Origin of the sequence: Isoptericola hypogeus (genome assembly GCF_039531145.1) — a bacterium.
GTDB classification, from domain to species: Bacteria; Actinomycetota; Actinomycetes; order Actinomycetales; family Cellulomonadaceae; genus Isoptericola; species Isoptericola hypogeus.
On the sequence record NZ_BAAAPM010000002.1, the window covers coordinates 30,254 to 53,125 of the forward strand.

Below are 22,872 nucleotides of genomic sequence, written 5' to 3' on the forward strand. Positions count from 1 at the left end.
CGCCGCGAGCAGGGCGGCGAGCTCGACGGTCTCCGGGTCCCGCCCGCGCGCCGCCGCGAGCGCCGGGGCGACCAGGTCGGCGACGGCGGCCGCGTGGTCGGCCACCGACCGTCGGTGTGGCGTCACGTCGTCATGCACGGCGCCAGCCTATGTTCTCGGCCCGCCGCTGGTTGAGCCTGTCGAAACCCTGACCGTCGGACGTGGTCTCGACAGGCTCGACCGACGAGAAGGTCCGCGGATGCGAAGCTATGCTCCGTCACATGCCGCACATGCGCGTTTCCGAGGCCGCCGTGTACCTCGGCGTCAGCGACGACACCGTGCGCCGCTGGATCGACCGGGGCCTGCTGCAGGCCACCGCGGACGCGTCGGGCCGCAAGGTGGTCGACGGGTACGAGGTGGCGATGGTCGCGCGCGAGCACGCGACGCCGCCCGGGCTGCCCGGCGGGATGAAGAGCTCGGCGCGCAACCGCTTCGTCGGCCTCGTCACCGACCTCACGGTGGACACGGTGATGGCGCAGGTGGAGCTGCAGTGCGGACCGTTCCGCGTGGTGTCGCTGATGAGCAGCGAGGCGGTGCGCGACCTCGGGCTCGAGCGCGGCTCCGTGGCGGTGGCGGTCATCAAGTCGACGACCGTCGTCATCGAGGCCGAGGACCGGGGGGACGCGTGAGGACGCAGGACACGAGGGCACGAGCGGCGGCTCTGCTGGCGGCCGGGCTGGCGACGGCGCTCGCCGGCTGCGGCACGCCGGCGGGGGGCGACGGCGGTGACGGCGAGGGCGCGACGACGCTCACGGTGTTCGCCGCGGCGTCGCTGAAGGGTGCGTTCGAGCGGCTCGCCGAGGACTTCGAGGCCGAGCATGCGGGGGTCGACGTCGAGCTCAGCTTCGCGGGCTCGTCGGACCTCGTGGCCCAGATCCAGCAGGGCGCCCCGGCCGACGTGTTCGCCTCCGCCGACACCGCGAACATGGACAAGCTCGTCGCGGACGACCTGGTGGGCGCCCCGCAGGACTTCGCGACCAACACGCTGGAGATCGCCGTCCCGCCGGGCAACCCGGCCGGCGTCGGGTCGCTCGCGGATCTCGCCGACCCGGACCTCGACCTCGTCGTGTGTGCGCCGGAGGTGCCGTGCGGCGCAGCGGCCGCGAGGGTCGAGGAGGCCGCCGGGCTCGACCTTCGGCCGGCGAGCGAGGAGCAGAGCGTGACGGACGTGCTGGGCAAGGTGATCGCCGGCGAGGCGGACGCCGGGCTCGTCTACGTCACCGACGTCGCCGCGGCGGGCGACCGGGTGGACGGCGTGGAGTTCCCCGAGTCGAGCAGCGCCGTCAACACCTACCCGATCGCCACGACCCGCGACACCGACCAGGCCGAGCTCGCCGGCCAGTTCGTCGACCTCGTGCTCGGGGCCGAGGGCGCCGCGACGCTCGCCGACCTCGGCTTCGCGGCGCCGTAGCCCCGTGCCCAGGCTCGCGTCCGAGAGCGCGCCCCCGGTCGGGCTGCCCCGCTGGGCCTTCGTGCCCGCCGCCCTCGGCGGGCTCCTCGTGCTGCTCCCCCTGGTCGCGCTGGGCACGCGGGTGGACTGGTCGAGCTACTGGGGGCTGGTCACCAGCGAGTCCGCGCGGGCCGCGCTCGTCCTCAGCCTGCAGACCTCCGCCGTCGCCACGGCGGCGTGCCTCGTGCTGGGGATCCCGATGGCGCTCGTCCTGGCACGCTGCCGGTTCCCCGGGCTCGACCTGCTGCGCTCGCTGGTGCTGATACCGCTCGTGCTGCCGCCGGTGGTGGGCGGCATCGCGCTGCTGTACACGTTCGGCCGGCGCGGGCTGCTCGGCGAGACGCTGGAGGTCGCGGGCCTGCAGATCGCGTTCTCGACCGCGGCCGTGGTGCTCGCCCAGACGTTCGTCGCGCTGCCGTTCCTGGTGGTCAGCCTGGAGGGGGCGCTGCGCACGGCGGGCGGGCGGTACGACGTCGTCGCGGCGTCGCTCGGCGCCCGCCCCACGACGGTGCTGTGGCGCGTCACCCTCCCCCTCGTGTGGCCGGGCCTGCTGTCGGGGGCGGTGCTGTCGTTCGCCCGGGCACTGGGCGAGTTCGGCGCGACGATCACCTTCGCCGGCAGCCTGCAGGGCGTCACGCGCACCCTCCCGCTCGAGATCTACCTGCAGCGCGAGACGGACCCGGATGCCGCCGTCGCGCTGTCGTTCCTCCTGGTCCTGGTCGCGGTGCTCGTCATCGGGCTGACCCGCCGGAGCAGGAGCGCGCTGTGATGCTGTCGCTGGCCGCCACGGTGCCCACCCGCGGGTTCGACGTCGAGCTGAACGTCGCCGAGGGCCGCACCCTCGCCCTGCTCGGGCCCAACGGCGCCGGCAAGTCCACGGCGCTCGGGCTCGTCGCGGGCACGCTGCGCCCGCACGACGGGCACGTCACGCTGGACGGCCGCGCCCTCGTCCGGGCCGACGGCGGCCGCCCCCGGGCCTGGGTGCCGCCGCACGCGCGGCAGGTCGCGCTCCTGGCGCAGGAGGCCCTGCTGTTCCCGCACCTGACGGTGCGGCACAACGTGGCCTTCGGGCCGCGCTCCCAGGGCACGGGCCGGCGCGCGGCGGCCGCGGCGGCCGACCGGTGGCTGGACCGCGTCGGGCTGACCGCGCTCGCAGACCGCCGTCCGGCGACCCTCTCCGGCGGTCAGGCGCAGCGGGTGGCCCTCGCCCGCGCACTCGCCGCCGAGCCCCGCGTGCTGCTCCTCGACGAGCCCATGGCCGCGCTCGACGTCGACGTCGCTCCCGCGCTGCGCCAGACGCTGCGGCACCTGCTGGCCGACCGGACCGCCGTCATCACCACCCACGACGTCCTCGACGCCCTGCTCCTGGCCGACGAGATCGCCGTGATCGACGGCGGGCGCGTCGTCGAGCGCGGCACCACCGCGCAGGTGCTCACGCGGCCGCGCAGCACCTTCGCCGCGAGGATCGCCGGCCTCAACCTGCTGGTCGGGTCCTGGACCGGCGACGGCGTCCGCACGCCCGCCGGGGAGGTCGCCCACGGCCACGCGCACGCCGAGGGAACGGACCCCGGCATCGCCGCGGGCACGGCCATGACCGCCGTCTTCCGGCCGTCCGCGGTCTCGATCTACCTCGACGAGCGCCACGGCTCCCCCCGCAACACCTTCCGCGGCACCGTCCGGACGCTCGAGCCCCGCGGCGACCTCGTGCGCGTGCGCACCGACCACCTCGCCGCCGACGTCACGCCCGGGGCCGTGGCCGAGCTCGGCCTGGTCCCCGGGACCGACGTCTGGCTGTCCGTCAAGGCCGCGGAGGTCGACGTCTACCCGGCGTGACGCAGGGGTTGCGATGAGTTCCCGCACCGTCGCACGTCTGCCCCGGTGACCCTCGCGGGCGCCGACGACGCCCGCCGGCACGCCCGCAGGACACCGGGAGGACACCATGACGACCACGCCCGACGACCCGACCGCCGCGCTCCCCGGCCGCCCGCCCGTCGTCGACCTCGCCACCTGGCAGGCCGCCCGGGACGAGCTCCTCGTCCGCGAGAAGGCCCACACCCGCGAGGGCGACGCCATCGCCGCGGCCCGCCGCCGCCTGCCGATGGTGGAGCTCGACCCGACCGCCGAGGTCATCGGGCCTGACGGCCCGGTCCCGTTCCTGGACGTGTTCGCCGGGCGCGACGAGCTGATCGTCTACCACTCCATGTGGTACGACGGGGCGCCGCCGCAGGGCCAGTGCGAGGGGTGCACGTTCAACCTCTGGCACCTGCGGGACGCCGCCTACCTGAACGCCCGGGGCGTCTCCTTCGCGGTCCTCACCTCGGGCCCGTGGCAGGAGGTCGCCCGCTACGTGGAGTTCATGGGGTACACCGAGCCCTGGTACTCGGTGCGGGGCGCCGAGCCGGCGCTGCGCACCGAGGAGGGTCACCTCGTCTGCTTCCTCCGCGACGGCGAGCGAGCGTTCCTCACCTACTCCACGACGGGCCGCGGCAACGAGCCGGCCGACGCTTCCCTCGGGCTGCTCGACATGACGCCGTACGGCCGGCGCGAGGGGTGGCAGGACGACCCCGAGGGCTGGCCCGGGCCCCCGGACGTCGGCGCGCCGGTCGGCGGGCACGGCGCCCCGATCTGCTGGTACTGGCGCACCGACGCGGACGGGAACGCCACCTGGGGCCCGACCAGCCGCCCTGCGGCGCAGTGGACCCGCCCCGGCGCAGGTCCCGTGGAGACCCTCGGGCGGCACGGCCACCACCACTGACGCCCGCCGCCGGGCTCAGCCGTGCGCGAGCTCCAGGCGGTAGCCGCGCTTGACGACGGTCTTGACGAGGTCGCGCCGCCCGGACGCCTCGCGCAGGCGGGCGACCGTCACCTCGACGGCGTGCGGGTCGCGGGACTCTCCGGGCAGCACGTCGAGCACCCGCTCGCGCGGCACGACGTCGCCGCCCGCGGACGCCAGCAGCCGCAGCACCTCGACGCCGGTGGGCGACAGCGGCAGCACCTGGCCGTCCAGGACGGCGACGCGCGCGCGGATGACGAGCGGCCCGGCGACCGTGCTCAGCGCCACGGACTCCAGGTGCTCGTAGTGCCCGACGATGCTGCGCACCAGCGCGCCGAGCCGACCCCGCTCGGGCTGGAGCGTCGGGACGCCGCGCGACTCGAGCGGCCGCGCGGTGACCGGCCCGACGGCGGCGGCCACCATCGACCCGCCCGCGAACCGCGCCACGACCGGCTCGAGCAGGCCATGGTCCTCCACCGCCCGCATCCACGCCTCGGCCCCGGGCGCGGAGGTGAAGGCGACGGCGTCGATCTCGCCGGCGGCGGCGGCGCGCACGGAGGCCTCGACCGCCGCCGGGTCCGGCGGCGGCCCCCACCGGTAGACCACGAGGGCGGACACCTGGGCGCCCGCCTTCTCGAAGACGACGTCGAGCCCGTCGGCCCCGGCGCCGTGGTGCTGGATGGCGACGTGCAGCCCGCTCACGCCCTCGCTCAGCAGCACCTCGGCCACCTCGGCCGACGTCTCGGACTCGGCGACCCAGTCCGCCTGCAGCCCCGCCGCCTGGATGGCGCCGCGCGCCTTGGGCCCGCGCGCGACGAGGCGCGAGCGACCGAGCACGGCCAGCAGGTCGTCGGCGAGGCCGTGCGCGTCGGCGGCCTCGATCCAGGCGCGGAACCCGACGCCGGTCGTGGCGACGACGACGTCGGGCGGGTCGGCGAGGAGGGCCCGCGTCTCGGCGATCAGGGCGTCGTCGTCCACGTGCGGCACCATGCTCAGCGCGGGCGCGTGCCGCACCGCGGCACCGCGGCGCGCGAGGGCGGCGGCGAGCTCGCCCGAGCGCCGGTCGGCGGTGACGAGCACGGTGCAGCCCGCCATGACCTGCCCCAGCGCGGGCCGGGCCCCCTCAGCCACCGGCCGGCCCTGCGGCTCCTCCTGCGTCACCCACGACCTCCAGCAGCCTCTCGTCCGCGACCTGCCCGACCACGACCACGGCGGGCGAGCGCACCCCGACCTCCTCGGCACGCTTGGCCGCCAGGTCGAGGGCGGCGCGCGTGACGCGCTGGTCCGGGAGCGAGCCGCGCTCCACGATCGCCACAGGGGTGCTCGGGTCCGCGCCCGCGTCGAGCAGCCGCTCGACGATCCCGGGCAGGGCGGACACCCCCATGAGGATGACCAGCGTAGCCGCGCGGGAGGTGACGCAGGCCACGGACACCGGATCGAGCTGCTGCTCGCCGTCGCGCGTGTGACCGGTGACCACGTGGAAGGCGGTGGTCGTGCCCCGGTGCGTGAGCGGGATCCCGGCCAGCGCCGGGGCCGCGAGCGCCGACGACACCCCCGGGACGACCTCGACGGGCACGCCGGCCGCCCGGCACGCCGCGACCTCCTCGCCGCCGCGCCCGAAGACGAACGGATCGCCGCCCTTGAGCCGCACCACGTGCTGTCCCGCGAGCGCGAGCGCCACGATCAGGTCGTCGATCTCACGCTGCGGGAGGGTGTGGTGCCCGGGCGTCTTGCCGACGTCGACCACCTCGACGTGCGGGCCCAGGTCCGCCAGCACCTCGCGCGGCACGAGCCGGTCGGTGACGACGACGTCCGCCGTGGTCAGCGCGCGCCACGCGCGGTAGGTGAGCAGGTCCGCGGCCCCCGGGCCGGCGCCGACGAGCGTGACGCGCCCGGCGGGCGTCGTCATCCCACCCCCACGTGGACGACGCCGTCCGCGACCACGACGGGGTAGGAGGCGAGGTCGCCCGCCAGCCCGGCCTTGGGCTCCTTGCCGGCGGCGTCGAGGCAGCGGCCCGTGGTGAGCTCGAAGACCTGCTTGTAGACCGGAGACGCCACCGTGGGGGTGCCGCGGCGGGTGCCGACGATGCCGCGCGACATGACGTTCGCGCCGGCGTACGGGTCGAGCTGCTGCACGGCGTGCACGGAGCCGTCGAGCAGCCGGAACAGGGCGACCTGCACCTCCTCCCCGTCCGACCCGGTGACGAGCGCGGCGGCCCCGCGCTCCGGGGCGAGGACGTCGAGCCGGCACACGGCGCTCCAGCCGGGGCCGTCGGTGCGGCTGTCGGACGTCGGGGGCGTGAGGGTGGTCACGCGCGCACCTCCAGGATGGGACCGGCCACGAGGACGGGGCTGGTGATGGCGGGGACGAGCAGGGGGTCGACCGGGCCGTCGGCGCCGGCCGCGACCTCGGCGGCCGTGGCCGGGCGCTTCTGCCCGCGCTCGGGGACGTAGGCGAGCGCCGGGTCGGGAGTCGTCGGGGCGTTGACGAACGAGCCGAAGCGGGCGAGCTTCTCCGGGTCCTCGAGGACGGCCTTCCACTCGTCCTCGTAGGCCTCGACGTGCGCGGCCATCGCGGCGTCGAGGTCGGCGCCGATGCCGAGGGAGTCGGCGATCACGACGTCGCGGATCGCGTCCAGGCCGCCCTCGTACTCCTCCACCCACGGGGCGGTGCGCTGCAGGCGGTCCGCGGTGCGGATGTACAGCATGAGGAACCGGTCGATGGTGCGGAGCAGCTCGGCGGACGTGAGGTCCTCGGCGAGGAGCTTCGCGTGCCGGGGCGTCTGGCCGCCGTTGCCGCCGACGTAGACGTTCCAGCCCCTGTCGGTGGCGATGACGCCGACGTCCTTGCCGCGCGCCTCGGCGCACTCGCGGGCGCAGCCGGAGACGCCCAGCTTGAGCTTGTGCGGCGAGCGCAGCCCGCGGTAGCGCAGCTCGAGCTCGACCGCCATGCCCACGGAGTCCTGCACGCCGTAGCGGCACCAGGTGGATCCGACGCACGACTTCACCGTGCGCAGCGACTTGCCGTACGCGTGCCCCGACTCGAAGCCGGCGTCGACCAGCCGCCTCCAGATCTCCGGGAGCTGCTCGACGCGCGCGCCGAACATGTCGATCCGCTGACCGCCGGTGATCTTCGTGTAGAGGCCGAAGTCCTTGGCGACCTGGCCGACGACGATGAGCCCCTCCGGCGTGACCTCGCCGCCCGGCATGCGCGGGACGACCGAGTAGGTGCCGTCCTTCTGCATGTTGGCGAGCATGTGGTCGTTCGTGTCCTGCAGGGTCGCCTGCTCGCCCGCGAGGATGTGCCCGTTGCCGAGGCTGGCCAGGATCGACGCGACGACCGGCTTGCAGATGTCGCAGCCGCGGCCGGCGTCCGTCGCGCCGTCGGGCACCCGCCCGAAGCGGGCGATGATCTCGCTGAACGAGTGCAGGTTCGCCACCCGGACGGCGTCGAAGAGCTGGGCGCGGGAGAGGTCGAAGTGCTCGCACAGCGCGTTGCTCACCTCGACGCCGGCCTTGGCGAGCTCGGTCTTGGTGATCTTGGTGACGAGCGGCAGGCACGCGCCGCACGTGGTGCCGGCCCGCGTGCAGGCCTTGACGCCCGCGACGTCGGTGCACTCGTGCTCCGTGACGGCGCCGCGGATCGCGCCGGCGGAGACGTTGTTGCAGGAGCAGACGTTGGCGTCGTCGGGCAGCTCGAGGGTCGGGGCACCGCCCGCGGGATCCGGCAGGAGGAACGCCGACGGGTCGCCCGGCAGCTCGGAGCCGAGCATCGGGCGCAGCGACGCGTACGGCGCGGCGTCGCCGACGAACACGCCGCCCAGCAGCGTGCGCGCGTCGTCGGACATGACGAGCTTCTTGTACACGCCCGCCACCGGGTCGGCCCAGACGATCTCGACCGCGTCCTCGGTACGGCCGTGCGCGTCGCCGAAGCTCGCGACGTCGACGCCGGACAGCTTGAGCTTCGTCGCGGTGTCGGCGCCGGGGAAGACGGCCTGGCCGCCGAGCAGCCGGTCGACGACGATCTCCGCCATCGTGTTGCCGGGCGCCACGAGCCCGAGGCAGCGGCCCTCGATGCACGCGACCTCGCCGATCGCCCACACGTGCGGGTCGGCGGTGCGGCAGGTCAGGTCGACGACGGCGCCCCCGCGCTCGCCGATCTCCAGCCCCGCGGTGCGGGCGAGCTCGTCGCGCGGCCGCACGCCCGTGGCGACCACGACGACGTCTACGTCGAGCCGCCCGCCGTCGCCGAACTCGAGCCTGCCGACGTGCCCGGTGCGGCGGTGGGGCTTCATCTGGCTGGTGGCCGTCTCGGGCCGCACGGAGATGCCCTTGTCGTTGATGAGCCGCTTGAGCGCGTGCCCGCCGCCGAGGTCGACCTGCACGCCCATGAGGTGCGTGCCGAACTCGATGACCGTGGCCTGGGCGCCGAGCGCCTTGAGCGCCCCCGCGGCCTCCAGGCCGAGCAGGCCGCCCCCGATGACCGCGCCGCGCACCGGCTTCTCGACGACGCCCCCGCGCGTGGTGACGCGGCCGGCGTCGCGCTTGGCCTCCACCCAGCCGCGCAGGGCCGCGACGTCGTCGATGGTGCGGTAGACGAAGACGCCGGGCAGGTCGTTGCCGGGGATGGGCGGCATGGCGGCGTTGGAGCCGGTCGCCAGCACCAGCTCGTCGTAGGCGTGGACGCGGCCGAGCCGGTCGGTGACCGTGCGTGCGTCGCGGTCGATCGAGTCGATCCTGCAGTCGCGGTGCAGGTTCACCAGCGGGTCGTCCCAGAGGGTCGGGTCGCCGAGCGTGAGCTCCTCGGCGTCGCGCACCTCGAAGTAGCGGGTGAGGCCCACGCGGTCGTACGGCTTGCGCGGCTCCTCGGCGAATACGCTGACGCGCCAGGCGCCGGCGTCGTCCCGGGCGCGCAGGGCCTCGACGAAACGCTGCGCGACCATGCCGCCGCCGACGACGACGACGTGCCGCCGGCCGTCGGCACCGGGCGCGGCGCCGGCCGGGGTCTGGACCGTGATGGGGGGCTCGCTGGTCATGGCTCGACGCTAGAAAGCCGCCGTGTCGCCCCCGTCAGGCCACGGTTACCTCACGGGAACATCTGCCTCACGCGCGAAACAATCCGGGCGAGAGAACCCGCCACACCCCTTCCAGAACGCGATGCCTGCCGCCATCCGGTCCCTTCCCGGCAGCGATCGCGTTCTCGACAGGTCACTGGCCGGGGTGGACCTCCAGCGGACCCTCGTCGGCGGTAGGGACCTCGAAGCCGTCGTGGTAGGCGGACGCGACCTCGGGGGTCAGCACGACGTCGTGCGCGTGGGCGCCGGCGCGTGCGGCGACACGGGCCAGCGCCACGTCGCGCGGGGTGTCCACGTACACGACGAGCGTGTCGGCGCCGCGGGCCGACCCGAGGGCGCGGTACTCGTCACGCGAGGCCCGGGACCAGAACGACGAGTCCACGACGACGTCGCGCCCCTCGTCGAGCAGCCGCTCCACCCGGGAGCGCAGGTCCGCCGCGACCCGGCGCGCGACGTCGTCGGGGAGGGGGTGCGCGGCGGTGTGCGCCGCCGCCCAGGCGAGCTCGTCCACCGCGGCCACGGCATACCCCGCGGCCGCGTACCTGCGCGCATAGGTCGATTTGCCCGCGCCCGCGGGGCCGCACAACAGGACGAGTCGGGGATGCACGGACGTGACGCTACTCCCGCCGCGCCATCGCAGCCGGCGAATGCCCTGCCCGGGGTCGACGACGCCTGTCTCGTCGCGACCGACCAGCCCTGTCCATCAGGACCGCGAGTCTCCCGGGGCGTCCGCCTCCGTGGCGGGGTGGGCGCGATGCCGCCGAGGCGCCTGCCGGGGGCCCGACGTGGAGCCGACTCAGAAGGGCGGGTCTCCCAGAGCGTCCGCCTGCGTGGTGTCCGGCGGCGTGATGTCGTCGGCGAATGTCGTACGGGTCGTGCCATCGGCCGGGTCTGCGCCATCGGTCGCGACGGTCCCGTGGTCCGCAACCGGATCCGTCGTGGCGCCCGGCGCGGTCTCCCTGACCAGGGACCGGGCCTCGGCGGTCCACTGGTCGAGCGTGGCGAGGGTGTGGTCGGCGCTGCCGGGGGTGGTGAGGTAAGTCCGTCCGCGGGGTGACGTCCAGGCCAGAACGCCCGCATCGAGCTGTTCCACCGCCCACCGCGACTCGTGCTTCAAAGTGTGATGCCGGCGGCACAGATGCGCCAGATTCTCCGCGTCGGTGCCCCCGCCGTCGGCCCAGGCGATCGTGTGGTCGACGTCGCAACGGGCCGCGGGGATGCGGCAGCCGGGGAATCGGCAGGTGACGTCGCGCTGGGTCAGGAAGGCGCGCAGGTCGGCGGGCACGACGTAGCTGCGCCGGTCCACGGTGAGCATCGCACCCGTGACGGGCTCGGTGAGGATGCGCCGCAGCGTGGGCGCAAGGGCGGCGAGCTGCCGTGCTGTCTCCGGGTCGAGGGGTGTCACACCGTCGAGGGTCGCGGGGTCCTCGCCGGTGCCGGTCAGGGTCGAGACCGGGACGGTCACGTGCACGACGGGGCGCACGCTGCGCGCGAGGGTGGCCAGCGGGTCCGGTGGAGCGTTCGGTGGTGACGTCGACGGGGATGTCGGCGGCGGGCTGGATCGTGGGTCGTCCGGTGGCGCCGTGTTGGCTAGCTCCGGCGGCGGCGAGCCCGGTGGCGCCGTGGCCGGCAGTGAATCGAGCGCCGCGCCTGGTGGCGGAGTCTCTGTGGCCGCTGTCGTGCCGGATTCCCCGGCCTCCTGCTCGGGCACGCGGTCGGCGCCCGCCTCCGTGCCGGCGGTGTCGTCGAGCAGCAGCGCGGTCAGGGTCGCGGCGCGCAGCTGCCCTACCCCGCGGGGGTCACCGGCGTTCTTGGCCTTGGTGGCGGTACGGGTGATGCGGTCGTAGGCGGCGTACGCGGCGGCCGTGGGCAGCAGGGCGGTGAGCCAGGACATCCCGTCCTTGCCGTCGTCCACCCACACGTTCGCCTTGAGCTTCGCGGCCTCGTGGCGAACCTCCGCCGGGATCGGGTGCAGCAGGTTCCGGGCGTTGCGGGCCAGAGACCCGAACTTTGCCGCGGTCACCTCCGGCGCCCGGTGCAGCACCGCCGCCTCCACCTCCGCGACGGCGTGCGCGGGCAGGTCCGTCATCGCCTCGACCAGCACGGCCGCGTGCCGGTAGCTGATCCGCCCGGCACACAGCTCGGCCAGGGTGGCGGTGGCGCGCTGAGTCAGGACCTCCGCATCCGACAACAGCGTGCTGGCCGACTCCTCGCCGACACCGAGCGCGCACGCCACCTCCGCCGCCAGCGCCCGGAAGGCCACCGACGACCGCCGCGCCACGGACGCAGACGCGACCCGCGGGACGTCGAGTTCGAGCATCGTCTCCGGCGCGGCCTCGGCCGCGGCGAGCACCCGCCCCAACGCCGTCGTGCGGCGGCCCATCGCCGCGTTCGCCGCCGACTGCTCGGCCGCGGCCTCCTCCAGCCCAGCGTTCAGCACCCGTTGTGCTGCTGCGATGCGGGGCTTCCGTGCCATGTGCCAAGTCAACCAGCCGCCACCGACACGGAGTCGAACGTCTGTTCGGACGCTGGGGGGGCGAGGCTACAAGGGCACGAATAGGCACGAAGCTGGTGCGAAGCCAGGGTCTCGACGGGCTCGACCGGCGGACGCGACCGTCGTGGTCCCGCTACCCTCGGCTGGCATGTTCGATCCCCGCACGACGACGATCCCGCAGGTCCGCTCGATCGGGCGGGGGCTCGGTCGCGTCAACGGCCGGCACCCGTGGAACCACAACGACCACTTCCACGGATGGATCCTGCGCCGGCTGCCGCGGCGGCGGCTGCGGGCCCTGGACGTCGGGTGCGGAACGGGGAACCTGGTGGACAAGCTGCGGCGAGACGTCGTCGAGGTCGTGGGGCTCGACGTCGACGCGCCGATGGTCGAGGTGACGCGTGCCAGGTTCGCGGATGCACCGGCCGTCACCGCCGTGCACGCCAACTTCCTCGACCTGCCGGCCGACGGCTCGTTCGACGTCGTGACGATGGTCGCGTCCTTGCACCACCTGGACCTCGAGCCCGCGCTGCGGCACGCCGCCGGGGTGCTCGCGCCGGGCGGCCGGCTGCTGGTGGTCGGGCTGGCGCGGATCGGCGCGCCGCGCGACCTCGCGGTCGACCTGTGCTCGTCGTTCCTCAACCCCGTGGTCGGGCTCGTCAAGCACCCGCATCCGGTCACGCCGGACGACCGCCCCACCGACGACGGCCCGCTCGTCCCCGTGCGCGACCCGCGCGAGACGTACGGCGAGGTCGAGGACGCCGCCCGCCGCGTGCTGCCGGGCTCGCGCTTCCGGCGACGCCTGTTCTTCCGCTACACGCTGGAGTGGACCCGGCCGTCCACCCCCTCGTCCTGAGCGCCCGCGCCGCGCGCCGCGGTCAGCCAGTCCACCAGCCCGCAGACGGCCTCGCGACAGCTGCCGCAGCCGGTGGTGGCACGGGTCGCGCGCGCCACGTCGTCGGCGGTCTCGGCGCCGCCCGACACGCACGCCGCGATGTCGTGCTTCGTGACGCCGTTGCAGCGGCACACGGTCGCGTCGTCGGGCATGTGCTCGGGCGACGACGCGGCGGCTGCGGCCGGCATCACGGGCGTGAGCAGCAGGAACGCGGGATCTGCGGGCACGGGCGTGCGGCGCGTGTAGGCCGCGGTGAGGTCGGCGGCGACGCGCGCGTCGCCGACGCAGGTGGCGCCCACCAGGACGCCGTCCGCGACGACCGCCTCGACGTACCGGCCTGCGGCGGGGTCGCCCAGCCGCAGGGCCCGCTCCCCCGCCACCGGCGTGCGCCGCGTGCCGCACCGGCCCATCGCCACGACGCTCAGCGGGCCGGCCTTGACCTTGACGACGTCCGTGCCCCGCGTCTCCACGCCTCCTCGACCCATCGGGCCGGTCGGGGCGCGCGAGGACAGCAGCGCGCCCAGCCGCACCGCCATCGACGGCCCGCCGTCCGAGCCGGGCAGGCGCACGTGCACCCTGTGACCGGCGGCGGGCCCGGGCGTGCTTGGCCCGCCGAGCGTGCCGGAGCCGAGCGGGCGGTGCACGGCCCCGCGCTCGACCAGGGCCTCGGCGAGCCGGCGGGCCTGGTCCCAGCCCTCCGCCACCAGCCCGCGCGACCCCTCGGGCGGCTGCGCGCAGTCGCCGACGGCGAAGACCCGGGGGTCGCCGTCGCAGGCCAGGTCGAGCCCGACCACGATGCCGCGGTCCACCGCGAGCCCCGCCGACCGGGCGAGCGTCGTCTCCGGGACCGTGCCGCACGCCAGCACGACGAGCCCCGCGCCGAGCACCTCGCCCGGCTCGCGCACGTCGCCGTCGAGCCGCACTCCCACGACGCGCCCGCCCACGACGAGCACCTCGCTCGGCTGCGCGCCCGCCCGTACGACGACGCCGGCGGCCTCGAGCCCGGCCTGCAGCACCGCGCCCGCCTCCACGTCGAGCTGGCGGTCCATGAGGGCGCCCGCGCCGTGGACGAGCGTGGTCGGCAGGCCGCGCCCGGCGAGCCCGAGCGCGACCTCCACGCCCAGCACCCCGCCGCCGACGACGACCGCGCGCGGCACGTTCACCGTGGCGGCCACGACCTCGCGGGCGTCGTCCAGCGTGCGCAGCGCGTGCACGCCGGCGGGGAGGTCGGGGCCGAGCCCGGGCACGTCGGGCAGGCGCGCCGCGGCCCCGGTGGCGAGCACGAGGTGGTCGTACGGGTGCCGCCCGCCGTCCTCGGCGAGGACGACGCGGGCGTCGCGGTCGACGGCGACCACCCCGGTGCCGCGCAGCACGCGGGCTCGGGAGGCGTCCGGCAGCGGCATGCCGATCGCGGCCACGTCCGTGCGGCCCGCGACGACGTCGGACAGCAGCACCCGGTTGTAGGGCTCGTAGGGCTCGGCGCCGAGCACGGTGACGTCGAGGGCGCCGTCGGCGTCGCGGCGGGACAGCTCGTCGACGAGGCGCGCGCCGACCATGCCGTGGCCGACGACGACCACGCGCTGCGGGACCCGCAGGCCGGGGTCGGGCTGCGTCATGCGAGCACCTCCGTGCGGCTGGCGACGGTCTCGACCGGGGCGGCGGACGACGCGACCGACGACGCGACGGACGACGCGACGGACAACGCGGCCGGCGACGGGGCCGGCGTCACCTCGACGGCGCAGACCTTGAACTCGGGCATGGCGGAGACCGGGTCGACGGCGTCGGTCGTGACGCGGTTGACGCTGCCCGCGCCGCTCCAGTGGAAGGGCATGAAGACGGTGTCCGGCCGGATGGCGTCGGTCCAGCGGGCGGTGGCCTCGACTACGCCGCGGGCCGACGTGAGGCGCGCCCGCGCGCCGTCCGGCACCCCGACCCGCAGCCCGAGCAGCGGGTGCAGCTCGACGTACGGCTCCGGCACCAGCCGCTCCAGCTCCGGCACCCGGTGGGTCTGCGCGCCGGTCTGGTAGTGCTGCAGCACCCGCCCGGTGACGAGGTAGGTCGGGGCGCCGGGGCGCACGTCGTCGCTGGGGCCTCCGTGGTCGACGGGGATCGCCCGCGCCCGGCCGTCGGGCGTCGCGAACGCCTCGAGGAACATCCGAGGCGTCCCGGGGTGCCCGTCTCCCGCCGAGCTGTCGACAGCGGTGGCGGGGCAGGGCCAGTACAGGCCGGGCCCACCCGCGGCCTCGTGCGCGTCGAGCCGGTCGTGGCTGAGGCCCGAGTAGTCGGCGACGCCGCCCGCCGAGGCGCGCGCGAGCTCGTCGAAGACCTCGGCCGGGTCGGTCCGGAGGGCCACGTCGGACCCGAGCCGCCGGGCCAGCTCCGCGAGGATCCACAGCTCGGAACGGGCCTCGCCGGGCGGGTCGACCGCGCGGCGCCGGCGGAGGACGCGCCCCTCGAGGTTCGTCATCGTGCCCTCCTCCTCGGCCCACTGGGTGGTGGGGAGCACGACGTCGGCCAGCCGCGCGGTCTCCGACGGGACGACGTCGCACACCACCAGCAGGTCGAGCGCGGCGAGGCGCTCGCGCACCCGGTCGGCGTCCGGCGCGGACACGACGACGTTCGACCCGTGCACGAGCAGCGCCCGCGGCCCGTCCGCGGTGCCGAGCGAGCGCAGCAGCGCGACGGCGGGCCGACCCGGCCCGGGGATCGTGGCCGGGTCGACGCCCCACACGGCGGCGACGTGCGCGCGGGCCGCCGGGTCGTCGATCTTGCGATAGCCCGGGAGCTGGTCGGCCTTCTGCCCGTGCTCGCGCCCGCCCTGCCCGTTGCCCTGCCCCGTGAGGCAGCCGTACCCGGACCCCACGCGGCCGACGAGCCCGAGCGCGAGGGCGAGGTTGATCGCCGCGGTCACGGTCGCGGTGCCCTGGGTCGACTGCTCGACGCCGCGCCCCGTCAGCAGGTAGGCGCCTCGTCCCCCGCGCGACGGCGACGCCGCCGCGAGCAGGCGCGCCACCCGGCGCAGGTCCTCGGCGGGGACCCCGCAGACCGTCTCGGCGCGCTCGGGCCACCACGCCGCGACCGACCGGGCGACCTCGTCGAACCCCGTCGTGCGCGCGGCCAGGTAGCGCCGGTCCGCGAGCCCCTCGGCGAGGACCACGTGCAGCAGCGCGAGCAGCACCACGAGGTCGGTGCCCGGCACGGGCTGCAGGTGGATGCCCTCGCCCAGGCGGTCCCCGGAGCCTGCCGAGCTGTCGGCGAGGCGGGCCGTCGCCGAGCGGCGCGGGTCGACGACGACGAGGCCGCCCGACTCCCGCGCCCCTGCGAGGTGCTGGACGAACGGCGGCATCGTCTCGGCCACGTTGGACCCCAGGAGCACGATCGCCTGCGCGCCGGCCAGGTCGGTGACCGGGAACGGCAGCCCGCGGTCGACTCCGAACGACCGGTTGCCGGCCGCGGCGGCCGACGACATGCAGAACCGGCCGTTGTAGTCGATGTGCGGCGTGCGGAGCACGGTGCGGGCGAACTTGCCGAGCGTGTACGCCTTCTCGTTGGTCAGCCCGCCGCCGCCGAAGACGGCGACGCCCTGGGGCCCGTGCTCCGCCCGGACCGCCGTCAGGCGCGCAGCGACCAGGCCCAGCGCCTCGTCCCACGACGCGGGGGCGAGCTCACCGTCCGCGCCGCGCACCAGCGGGCTGACGAGCCGGTCCGGGGCGCGCAGCACCGACGCGCTGGTCCAGCCCTTCTGGCACAGCCCGCCGCGGTTGGTCGGGAAGTCGCGCGGGGTGACGGTGACCGGCAGCGCCGGCCGCCCGTCCGCGGCGGGCAGCCCCGCCGACGTCGCGGACGACGTCGACGGCGGTACCCCCTCCGAGGTCGCGGACGACGGCGACGTCGGCGCGAGGTCCATCCCGCACTGCAGCGCGCAGTACGGGCAGTGCGACGGCACCGCGGCCGGGACCCGTGCCCCCGCCGCGGCGCCGGTGGCCGCCGCCGTCATACGCGCGCCGCCCGCATGACCGACCCGCGCCGGGCGTAGACGGCCCAGGTCACGACGGCCATCAGCACGTACGCGACGACGAACACCCACAGCGCCGGTACGAGCGAGCCGGTCGCCGACGTCGACATCGCGAACCCGCGGGGGATGAGGAACCCGCCGAAGGCCCCGACCGCACCCGCGATGCCGATGCAGCCGGCAGCCGCCTTGGCCGTCGCGGCGGCGTCACGACCCGCGCCCGCCACGCGGAACGCCGCCGGGATCATCCGGTAGACCGACCCGTTGCCCACCCCCGTCGCGACGAAGAGGACGAGGAAGGAGGCGAAGAACAGGCCGAAGCTGTGGCTGCCGAGCGCCGAGATCGCGCCCACGGCTCCCGCGATCATCACGGCGTAGCAGACGACCGTCACCACGGCCCCGCCGACCCGGTCGGCGAGGATGCCGCCGAGCGGTCGCGCCACCGACCCGACGAGGGCGCCCAGGAACGCCAGCGAGAGGCTCACCTCGGGGAACTGCCCGGCGAGCAGCGTCGGGAACGCCCCGGAGAAGCCGATGAACGAGCCGAACGTGCCGATGTACAGGAACGAGATGACCCACGTGTGCGGCTCGCGCACGGCGACGACGAACGACCGCGGGTCGGCCTTGGCCACGGACAGGTTGTCCATGAACCGCCACGCCAGGAACACCGCGAGCACGATGAACGGCACGAAGACCAGGCCGGCGCGCTCCAGCGCGATCCCCGCGCCCGTGGCGATGACCAGCGGCACGACGAGCTGCACCGCGGCCGTGCCGAGGTTGCCGCCCGCGGCGTTCCAGCCGAGAGCCGCGCCCTTCTCCCGCTCGGGGAAGAAGAACGAGATGTTGGCCATCGACGACGCGAAGTTGCCGCCGCCGAAGCCCGCGAGCGCCGCGACGCACAGCATCAGCCCGAACGGCGTCTCGGGCCGCTGCACCACCACCGCGAGGGCGGTCGTCGGGACCAGCAGCAGCGCGGCCGACACCATCGTCCAGTTGCGGCCGCCGAACACCGGCACCGCGAGGGTGTACGGGATGCGCAGGGTGGCGCCCACCAGCGACGGGACGGCGATGAGCCAGAACATCTGGTCGGTCGTGAAGGTGAAGCCCGCGGCCGGCAGCTGCGGCACGACGATCGACCACACCGCCCACACGCAGAACCCGAGGAACTCGGCGAAGACCGACAGCACCAGGTTGCGGCGCGCGACCCGGCGGCCGCCGGCCCTCCAGAACTCCGGGTTCTCGGGCTCCCACCAGTCGATCCAGCGCCCGGGGCGGTCGGTGGCACCGGGGATCGCGTCGGGGCGGGTCTGCATGGGCGGGTGGGGCGGCACGTTCGCGGTGGTCGGAGCAGCCATCGCGTGTCCTCCTGTGCGCGGGCCCGACGACGTCGGGCGGTCGGTCGGCCCGGCGACTGCCGGGGCCGAGGTGCGAGCCGACCGGCTCGACGTCGGGCCGGTGCCACGACGGTAGGAAGACGGTGTTTCCACGTGCGGCGCGCAGGAGTGAAATGCGCGTGAGCACGAACGCACAGCCGGCGGCCGCCCGCTGTGAGCCGGCGCCGGTGGGCGGGCCACCGTGCGTGTCGTCGCACGGTGGCCCGCCCACCGGCCCTCCGGCGTCAGGCCGTGGCGGGCTCGGCCCTGCTCGCGTGCTCGAGCGCCCAGGTGAGCGCGCGGTCGGCGACCTGCTCCCATCCCGGGGCGGCGCAGGTCCAGTGGTCGCGTCCCTCGAGCTCGACATACTCGGTGACGGCCGGCGACTTCTCCCAGTGCTTGGCGTTCGACCGGTTCACCGAGGGCGGCATGATGTGGTCGTGCTCGCCGGCGATGAACAGCAGCGGCGCGCGGTCGGTGCTGAAGTCGACCCAGGTCTCCTGGTGACCGGGCTTGAAGTTGGCGATCAGGCCGTAGTCCCAGACCCAGCGGCCGGGGGCCGGGATCGCGTAGCGCTCCCACGCCGCACGGGACTCCTCGGCCGAGAGGGTGTTCGTGAAGGCGTAGTGGAACTCCTCAGGCGTGAACCCGACCGCGCGGTGCCTGTTCGCGGGGTTCTTGAGCGCCGGGAAGAGCGACCTCGCCTGCGACGGCGGGTTCACGCGGACGCCCTCGGTCGGTGCCGAGTCGATGACCACCCCGGCCGCGCCCAGCCCCCGGGCCAGGAGCATCTGGGTGAGGGCGCCCCCGAAGGAGTGGCCCATGATGATCGGCGGCCGGTCGAGGCCGGTGATGACGCCGGCCAGGTGCTCGACGGTCTCCGGGACGGTCAGGTCGGCGATGACCTGCGGGTTCTCCCGCAGCGCCTCGACCTCGACCTCGAACCCGGGGTACGCCGGCGTGACGACGGTGAGCCCCTTCTGCTGGTAGTGCTGGACCCAGCCCTCCCAGCTGCGGGGTGTCATCCACAGGCCGTGGACGAGGACGACGGTGTCGGGCTTGCTGCTTCCGGTGGTGTCAGAGGTCATGATCGTGGGGCCCTCTCAGGAGTCGATGAACGCCAGCAGGTCCGCGTGCAGCCGGTCGCGGTCGGTGTCGGGCAGGGCGTGCCCGCTGCCCGGATACGTCAGGAGGCGGGCGTCGGCGATCAGCTCGACCGACCGCTTGCCTCCGACGTCGTAGGGCACGATCTGGTCGTCGTCGCCGTGGATCACCAGGGCGGGCACGTCGATCGTGGCCAGGTCGGGACGGAAGTCCGTGGCGGAGAACGCCGCGATGCACTCGTACGCGGCGCGGTGCCCGCAGGCCATGCTCTGCAGCCAGAAGGCGTCGCGGAACCCCTGGTCGACGTCGCCGCGGCGGTTGTGGCCGAAGAACGGCCCGTCGGCCAGGTCGCGGTACAGCTGGGACCGGTCGGCCCGCTCTCCCGCGCGGATCTGGTCGAACACCTCCATCGGCAGTCCGTCGGGGTTGTCGTCGGTGCGGACCATGAGCGGCGGGACGGCGGAGACGAGCACGACACGGGCGACGCGGTCGGTGCCGTGCCGGGACACGTACCGCACCACCTCGCCGCCGCCGGTGGAGTGCCCGACCAGGGTGACGTCGTGCAGGTCGAGCGCGTCGAGCAGGCACGCCAGGTCGTCGGCGTAGGTGTCCATCTCGTTGCCGTCCCACGTGCGGCTCGAGCGGCCGTGGCCGCGCCGGTCGTGCGCGACGGCGCGGTGGCCGTGCTCGGCGAGGTAGAGCGCGGCGGCCGCCCAGGCGTCGGAGCTGAGGGGCCACCCGTGGCTGAGCACCACCGGCGTCCCCTCCGCGCCCCAGTCCGTGTAGAAGATCTCGGCGCCGTCGTCGGCGGTGATGTAGGGCACGGTGGGCCTCCTTGTCGATCGGGACGAGGACGCTTCGAGCGTCGCCGAGGCCCGGCCTCGCGCGGACCACGTGGTTCTCGTAGTCCGACGGGCGAGCGCTACGGCGCGACCGGGCCGAGGTGGTCCGCGAGCTGGCGTCGGGACGTGACGCCGAGCTTCTGGAAGACCTTGCGCAGGTGGTAGTCGACGGTGTTGGGGCTCAGGAACATGCGGGCCGCGATCTCGGCGTTCGTCCGCCCGGAGGCCGCCATCCTCGCCACGGCCCGCTCCTGCGTCGTCAGGTCGGGGCCGGACGTGGGCACCGGCGCCCGGGCCGAGCCGCCCGCCGCGACGAGCTCGGCGTGGATCCGGTCCTGGAAGACGGTCGCGCCGCCGCGGGCGGCGTGGTCCGAGGCGAGCCGCAGCTGCGCGGCGGCGTCACGCCGCCGGCGGGCCCGTCGTAGCCATTCGCCGTAGACGAGGTGCGAGCGCGCGAGCTCGACCACGGCGCCGGTCGTCGCGAGGGCGTCGATCGACGCCCGGTAGCGGGACTCGACGTCGTCGGTACCGGCGAGGGCCAGGGCGCGCTCGGCGAGTCCGCGGCACCATGCGGACCCGTTGACCTCGGCCCTCTCGCCCAGCGCGACCGCGGCTCGCGCCGCGTCCTCGCGATGGCCGCTGCGGACGGCCGCCTCGGCGTAGTCGGCAAGGTGGAGCGGCGTGACCTGCAGGAACGGGTCCGCCACCAGCGGGTGCAGACGCTCGAAGGCCGAGCCGTAGCGCCGCTGGGCGAGGTTCCGCACAGCGAGCGCGGCGGTCGTCGACGCCTCGACCCCGCCCCACCCGGCCGCGGCAGCGCCCTGCCCGATGGCGTCGACCGTGGGCTCCGGGTCGCCGTTCCACGCCATGACCGCGGCGTTGACCACGTTCTCACCGTCGTAGCCCATGGCCCGGCGGACCTCGCGCACCGTCCCGTCGTACGCGCGGGCACGGGTCACCGTGCCGCCCATGAGCTCGGAGAGCGCCCCGACCCACAGCAGGGTGTCGAGCGCCTGCAGGGCACCGGTGTCCCGGGCGGCGCGCATCGCCCGCTCCAGCCCGGCGCGACGCCCGGCGTCGTCCCACAGGAACGCCCCGATCGCGGCGATCAGGGTGCCCAGGTGCAGCATCTGCCGGTCGGGAAGGCCGAGGATCGCGTCGAACGCCGCCCGCGCCGGGCCGACGGCGCGGTCGTAGGGCTCGAGGATCAGGGCGGCGATCCCCCGGAGGATCACCGACGCCGGCCCGGGGGCCCCGGCCCCCACCGCGATCCGGCGTCCCAGCGCCTGGACGTCGACGCCGACGAGGAGCCGGTCCGCGCTGCTGCACCGCTCGAACGCCTGGAGCAGTGCCCGCTGCTCCCGCTCGACGTCGTGCCCGTGGAACTCGTCGGCCGCGCGGAGCTGCTCCGCCGTGGACGCCCGGACGCCGTCGGGATCGCCGACGAACAGCGCGGCGGCGCTGCGGACGAGGATCGCCCGGCCGCGCGTCACGCGGTCGACCTCCGCGTCCCGGACGCCGGCGAGCAGGCGCCCCGCGACGTCGGCGGCGCCCGCCTCCAGCGCTCCCTCGGCGGCGCCGACCAGGCGTTCGCCGCGCAGCGGCCCCGCCGGCGTGAGCTCGGCCGCACGGGCGAGGATGCTCGCCCTCGACGACGAGCCGCCGCGCCGGCCCGCGAGCTCGGCGGCGTGCACGAGGCGCTCCGCGACGTCCTCGTCGGTCCCGCTCACGGCGCGCGACGCGTGCCACGCCTCGGACTCGACCAGGCCGAGCTTCGCGGCCGCCTCCGCCAGCGCCCCGTGGACCCGCCGGCGCTCGGCCCGGGACGCCGACCCGTACACCGCGGAGCGGACGAGGGGGTGCCGGAACCCGACGGCAGGGTCCAGGTGCACGAGGCCCGCCGCCTCCGCGTCGTCGCCGCGGGCGGGGTCGAGGGCGAGCGCGGCGCCCGCGGCCTCCAGCAGCCCGTGCTGGCCGGTGGAGTCGGCCGCCGCGAGCAGGAGCCACCGCTGCGACTCGGCGGGCAGGTGCATGACGCGGCGCAGGTAGTGCGCCTCCAGGTGCTGCCCGACGGGAACCGGGTCGGGGCCGAGGCCGAGGTCGGTCATCTCCCGGAGCAACGGGTCGGCCGCCAGGTCGACCAGCGCCAGCGGGTTGCCCTCGGTCGCGCGGACGATCGCCGCGGTGGCGGTCGGCGTGAACGGGCCGGTCACCGACCGGTTCAGCAGCGCCGCCGCCGGCCCGGGGGACAGACCCGCGAGCCGGAGGACCGGCACGCCACGCAGCACCGCGTCCAGGCCGCGCTCCTCGCGCCCGGCGACGAGGAGGGCCACCCGCTCGACGCCGAGCCGGCGCGCGACGAACGCGAACGCCTCCAAGCTCTCGCGGTCGAGGAGGTGCGCGTCGTCGACCGTGCAGAGCAGCCCCCGCCGGGTGCTCGCGGCGGCGAGCAGGCTGAGCACGCCGAGACCGACCAGGAACCGGTCCGGCGGGGAGCCCTCGGCGGCGCCCGACGCCACGCGAAGCGTCAGCCGCTGTCGTTCGGGGATCTGGGCCAGGTGCTCGCGCAGCTGCCCTGTCAACCGCTCGACCGCCGCGTACGGCATGGCCGACTCCGACTCGAACCCGTCCAGTCGCAGCACCTGCATCCCGGCACCCGGGGACGCGTCGTCGACCAGCGCCGTCTTCCCCATCCCGGGTTCCCCCAGGACCAGCAGGGCGCTGCCGTGCCCGTTGCGGGCCGCGCCGATCATCTCGACGACCCGTCGCTGTTCACTCTCGCGGCCGAGCAGGCCGCCGGGGCGGTGCACGGGGAACA

The 22,872-nt window shown here is 75.6% G+C and carries 18 protein-coding genes; 6 read left to right on the plus strand and 12 right to left on the minus strand.

From position 1 onward, the window contains the following. Positions 1–260: 260 nt before the first annotated feature. The 5 genes from ABD254_RS00655 to ABD254_RS00675 all read left to right on the plus strand — a co-directional run bounded on the left by ABD254_RS00655 (position 261) and on the right by ABD254_RS00675 (position 4,244). On the plus strand, positions 261–668 hold the full coding sequence (locus ABD254_RS00655) for a TOBE domain-containing protein (protein WP_344244621.1): 408 nt from the start codon (positions 261–263) through the stop codon (positions 666–668). Beyond that, positions 665–1,450 (plus strand): molybdate ABC transporter substrate-binding protein, encoded by a 786-nt coding sequence (gene modA / locus ABD254_RS00660; protein ID WP_344244623.1) that lies wholly within the window; start codon positions 665–667, stop codon positions 1,448–1,450. The genes ABD254_RS00655 and modA overlap by 4 nt, the downstream gene beginning before the upstream one ends. A 4-nt stretch (positions 1,451–1,454) precedes the next feature. After that, positions 1,455–2,258, plus strand: coding sequence for an ABC transporter permease (locus ABD254_RS00665; protein WP_344244625.1), 804 nt, complete (start codon positions 1,455–1,457; stop codon positions 2,256–2,258). Further along, positions 2,255–3,322 carry a sulfate/molybdate ABC transporter ATP-binding protein gene (locus ABD254_RS00670; protein ID WP_344244627.1) on the plus strand — a complete coding sequence of 356 codons (1,068 nt, stop codon included), beginning with the start codon at positions 2,255–2,257 and terminating at the stop codon, positions 3,320–3,322. The genes ABD254_RS00665 and ABD254_RS00670 overlap by 4 nt, the downstream gene beginning before the upstream one ends. A gap of 106 nt (positions 3,323–3,428) precedes the next feature. Further along, complete coding sequence (locus ABD254_RS00675; RefSeq protein WP_344244629.1) at positions 3,429–4,244, plus strand: DUF899 family protein; 816 nt, start codon at positions 3,429–3,431, stop codon at positions 4,242–4,244. Between the two features lie 15 nt (positions 4,245–4,259). Here ABD254_RS00675 and ABD254_RS00680 read toward each other — a convergent pair whose 3' ends face one another. The 6 genes from ABD254_RS00680 to ABD254_RS00705 form a co-directional block, all read right to left on the minus strand. Continuing rightward, a complete protein-coding gene (locus tag ABD254_RS00680; RefSeq protein WP_344245225.1) occupies positions 4,260–5,357 on the minus strand; it encodes a uroporphyrinogen-III synthase in 1,098 nt (365 codons plus the stop codon). A gap of 28 nt (positions 5,358–5,385) precedes the next feature. After that, positions 5,386–6,171 carry a uroporphyrinogen-III C-methyltransferase gene (gene cobA / locus ABD254_RS00685; RefSeq protein WP_344244631.1) on the minus strand — a complete coding sequence of 262 codons (786 nt, stop codon included), beginning with the start codon at positions 6,169–6,171 and terminating at the stop codon, positions 5,386–5,388. Next, positions 6,168–6,575, minus strand: a complete 408-nt coding sequence (gene nirD / locus ABD254_RS00690) for a nitrite reductase small subunit NirD (RefSeq protein ID WP_344244633.1) — start codon at positions 6,573–6,575, stop codon at positions 6,168–6,170. The genes cobA and nirD overlap by 4 nt, the downstream gene beginning before the upstream one ends. Further along, entirely contained in the window at positions 6,572–9,205 is a 2,634-nt protein-coding gene (nirB, locus tag ABD254_RS00695; protein ID WP_425553617.1) for a nitrite reductase large subunit NirB, read from the minus strand. Before nirB ends, nirD begins: the two co-directional genes overlap by 4 nt. A 265-nt stretch (positions 9,206–9,470) precedes the next feature. After that, positions 9,471–9,944 (minus strand): P-loop nucleotide/nucleoside kinase family protein, encoded by a 474-nt coding sequence (locus ABD254_RS00700; protein ID WP_344244637.1) that lies wholly within the window; start codon positions 9,942–9,944, stop codon positions 9,471–9,473. A 189-nt stretch (positions 9,945–10,133) separates the two neighbouring features. After that, a complete protein-coding gene (locus ABD254_RS00705) occupies positions 10,134–11,813 on the minus strand; it encodes an HNH endonuclease signature motif containing protein (RefSeq protein ID WP_344244638.1) in 1,680 nt (559 codons plus the stop codon). A 166-nt stretch (positions 11,814–11,979) separates the two neighbouring features. Between ABD254_RS00705 and ABD254_RS00710 the strand changes: the two genes are divergently transcribed. Beyond that, the gene (locus ABD254_RS00710; protein ID WP_344244640.1) at positions 11,980–12,684 is read left to right on the plus strand and encodes a class I SAM-dependent methyltransferase; all 705 of its coding nucleotides are present in this window, start codon (positions 11,980–11,982) and stop codon (positions 12,682–12,684) included. Here ABD254_RS00710 and ABD254_RS00715 read toward each other — a convergent pair. The 6 genes from ABD254_RS00715 to ABD254_RS00740 form a co-directional block, all read right to left on the minus strand. Further along, the gene (locus ABD254_RS00715) at positions 12,642–14,339 is read right to left on the minus strand and encodes an FAD-dependent oxidoreductase (RefSeq protein ID WP_344244642.1); all 1,698 of its coding nucleotides are present in this window, start codon (positions 14,337–14,339) and stop codon (positions 12,642–12,644) included. The genes ABD254_RS00710 and ABD254_RS00715 overlap by 43 nt on opposite strands. Then, positions 14,336–16,720, minus strand: coding sequence for a molybdopterin oxidoreductase family protein (locus ABD254_RS00720; RefSeq protein WP_344244644.1), 2,385 nt, complete (start codon positions 16,718–16,720; stop codon positions 14,336–14,338). Before ABD254_RS00720 ends, ABD254_RS00715 begins: the two co-directional genes overlap by 4 nt. Continuing rightward, complete coding sequence (locus tag ABD254_RS00725; RefSeq protein WP_425553594.1) at positions 16,717–18,090, minus strand: MFS transporter; 1,374 nt, start codon at positions 18,088–18,090, stop codon at positions 16,717–16,719. The genes ABD254_RS00720 and ABD254_RS00725 overlap by 4 nt, the downstream gene beginning before the upstream one ends. A 263-nt stretch (positions 18,091–18,353) precedes the next feature. Continuing rightward, positions 18,354–19,196, minus strand: coding sequence for an alpha/beta hydrolase (locus tag ABD254_RS00730; protein WP_344244646.1), 843 nt, complete (start codon positions 19,194–19,196; stop codon positions 18,354–18,356). A gap of 15 nt (positions 19,197–19,211) precedes the next feature. Beyond that, positions 19,212–20,036, minus strand: a complete 825-nt coding sequence (locus ABD254_RS00735; RefSeq protein ID WP_344244648.1) for an alpha/beta fold hydrolase — start codon at positions 20,034–20,036, stop codon at positions 19,212–19,214. A gap of 98 nt (positions 20,037–20,134) precedes the next feature. Continuing rightward, positions 20,135–22,864 (minus strand): helix-turn-helix transcriptional regulator, encoded by a 2,730-nt coding sequence (locus tag ABD254_RS00740; protein WP_344244650.1) that lies wholly within the window; start codon positions 22,862–22,864, stop codon positions 20,135–20,137. Between the last annotated feature and the right edge of the window lie 8 nt (positions 22,865–22,872).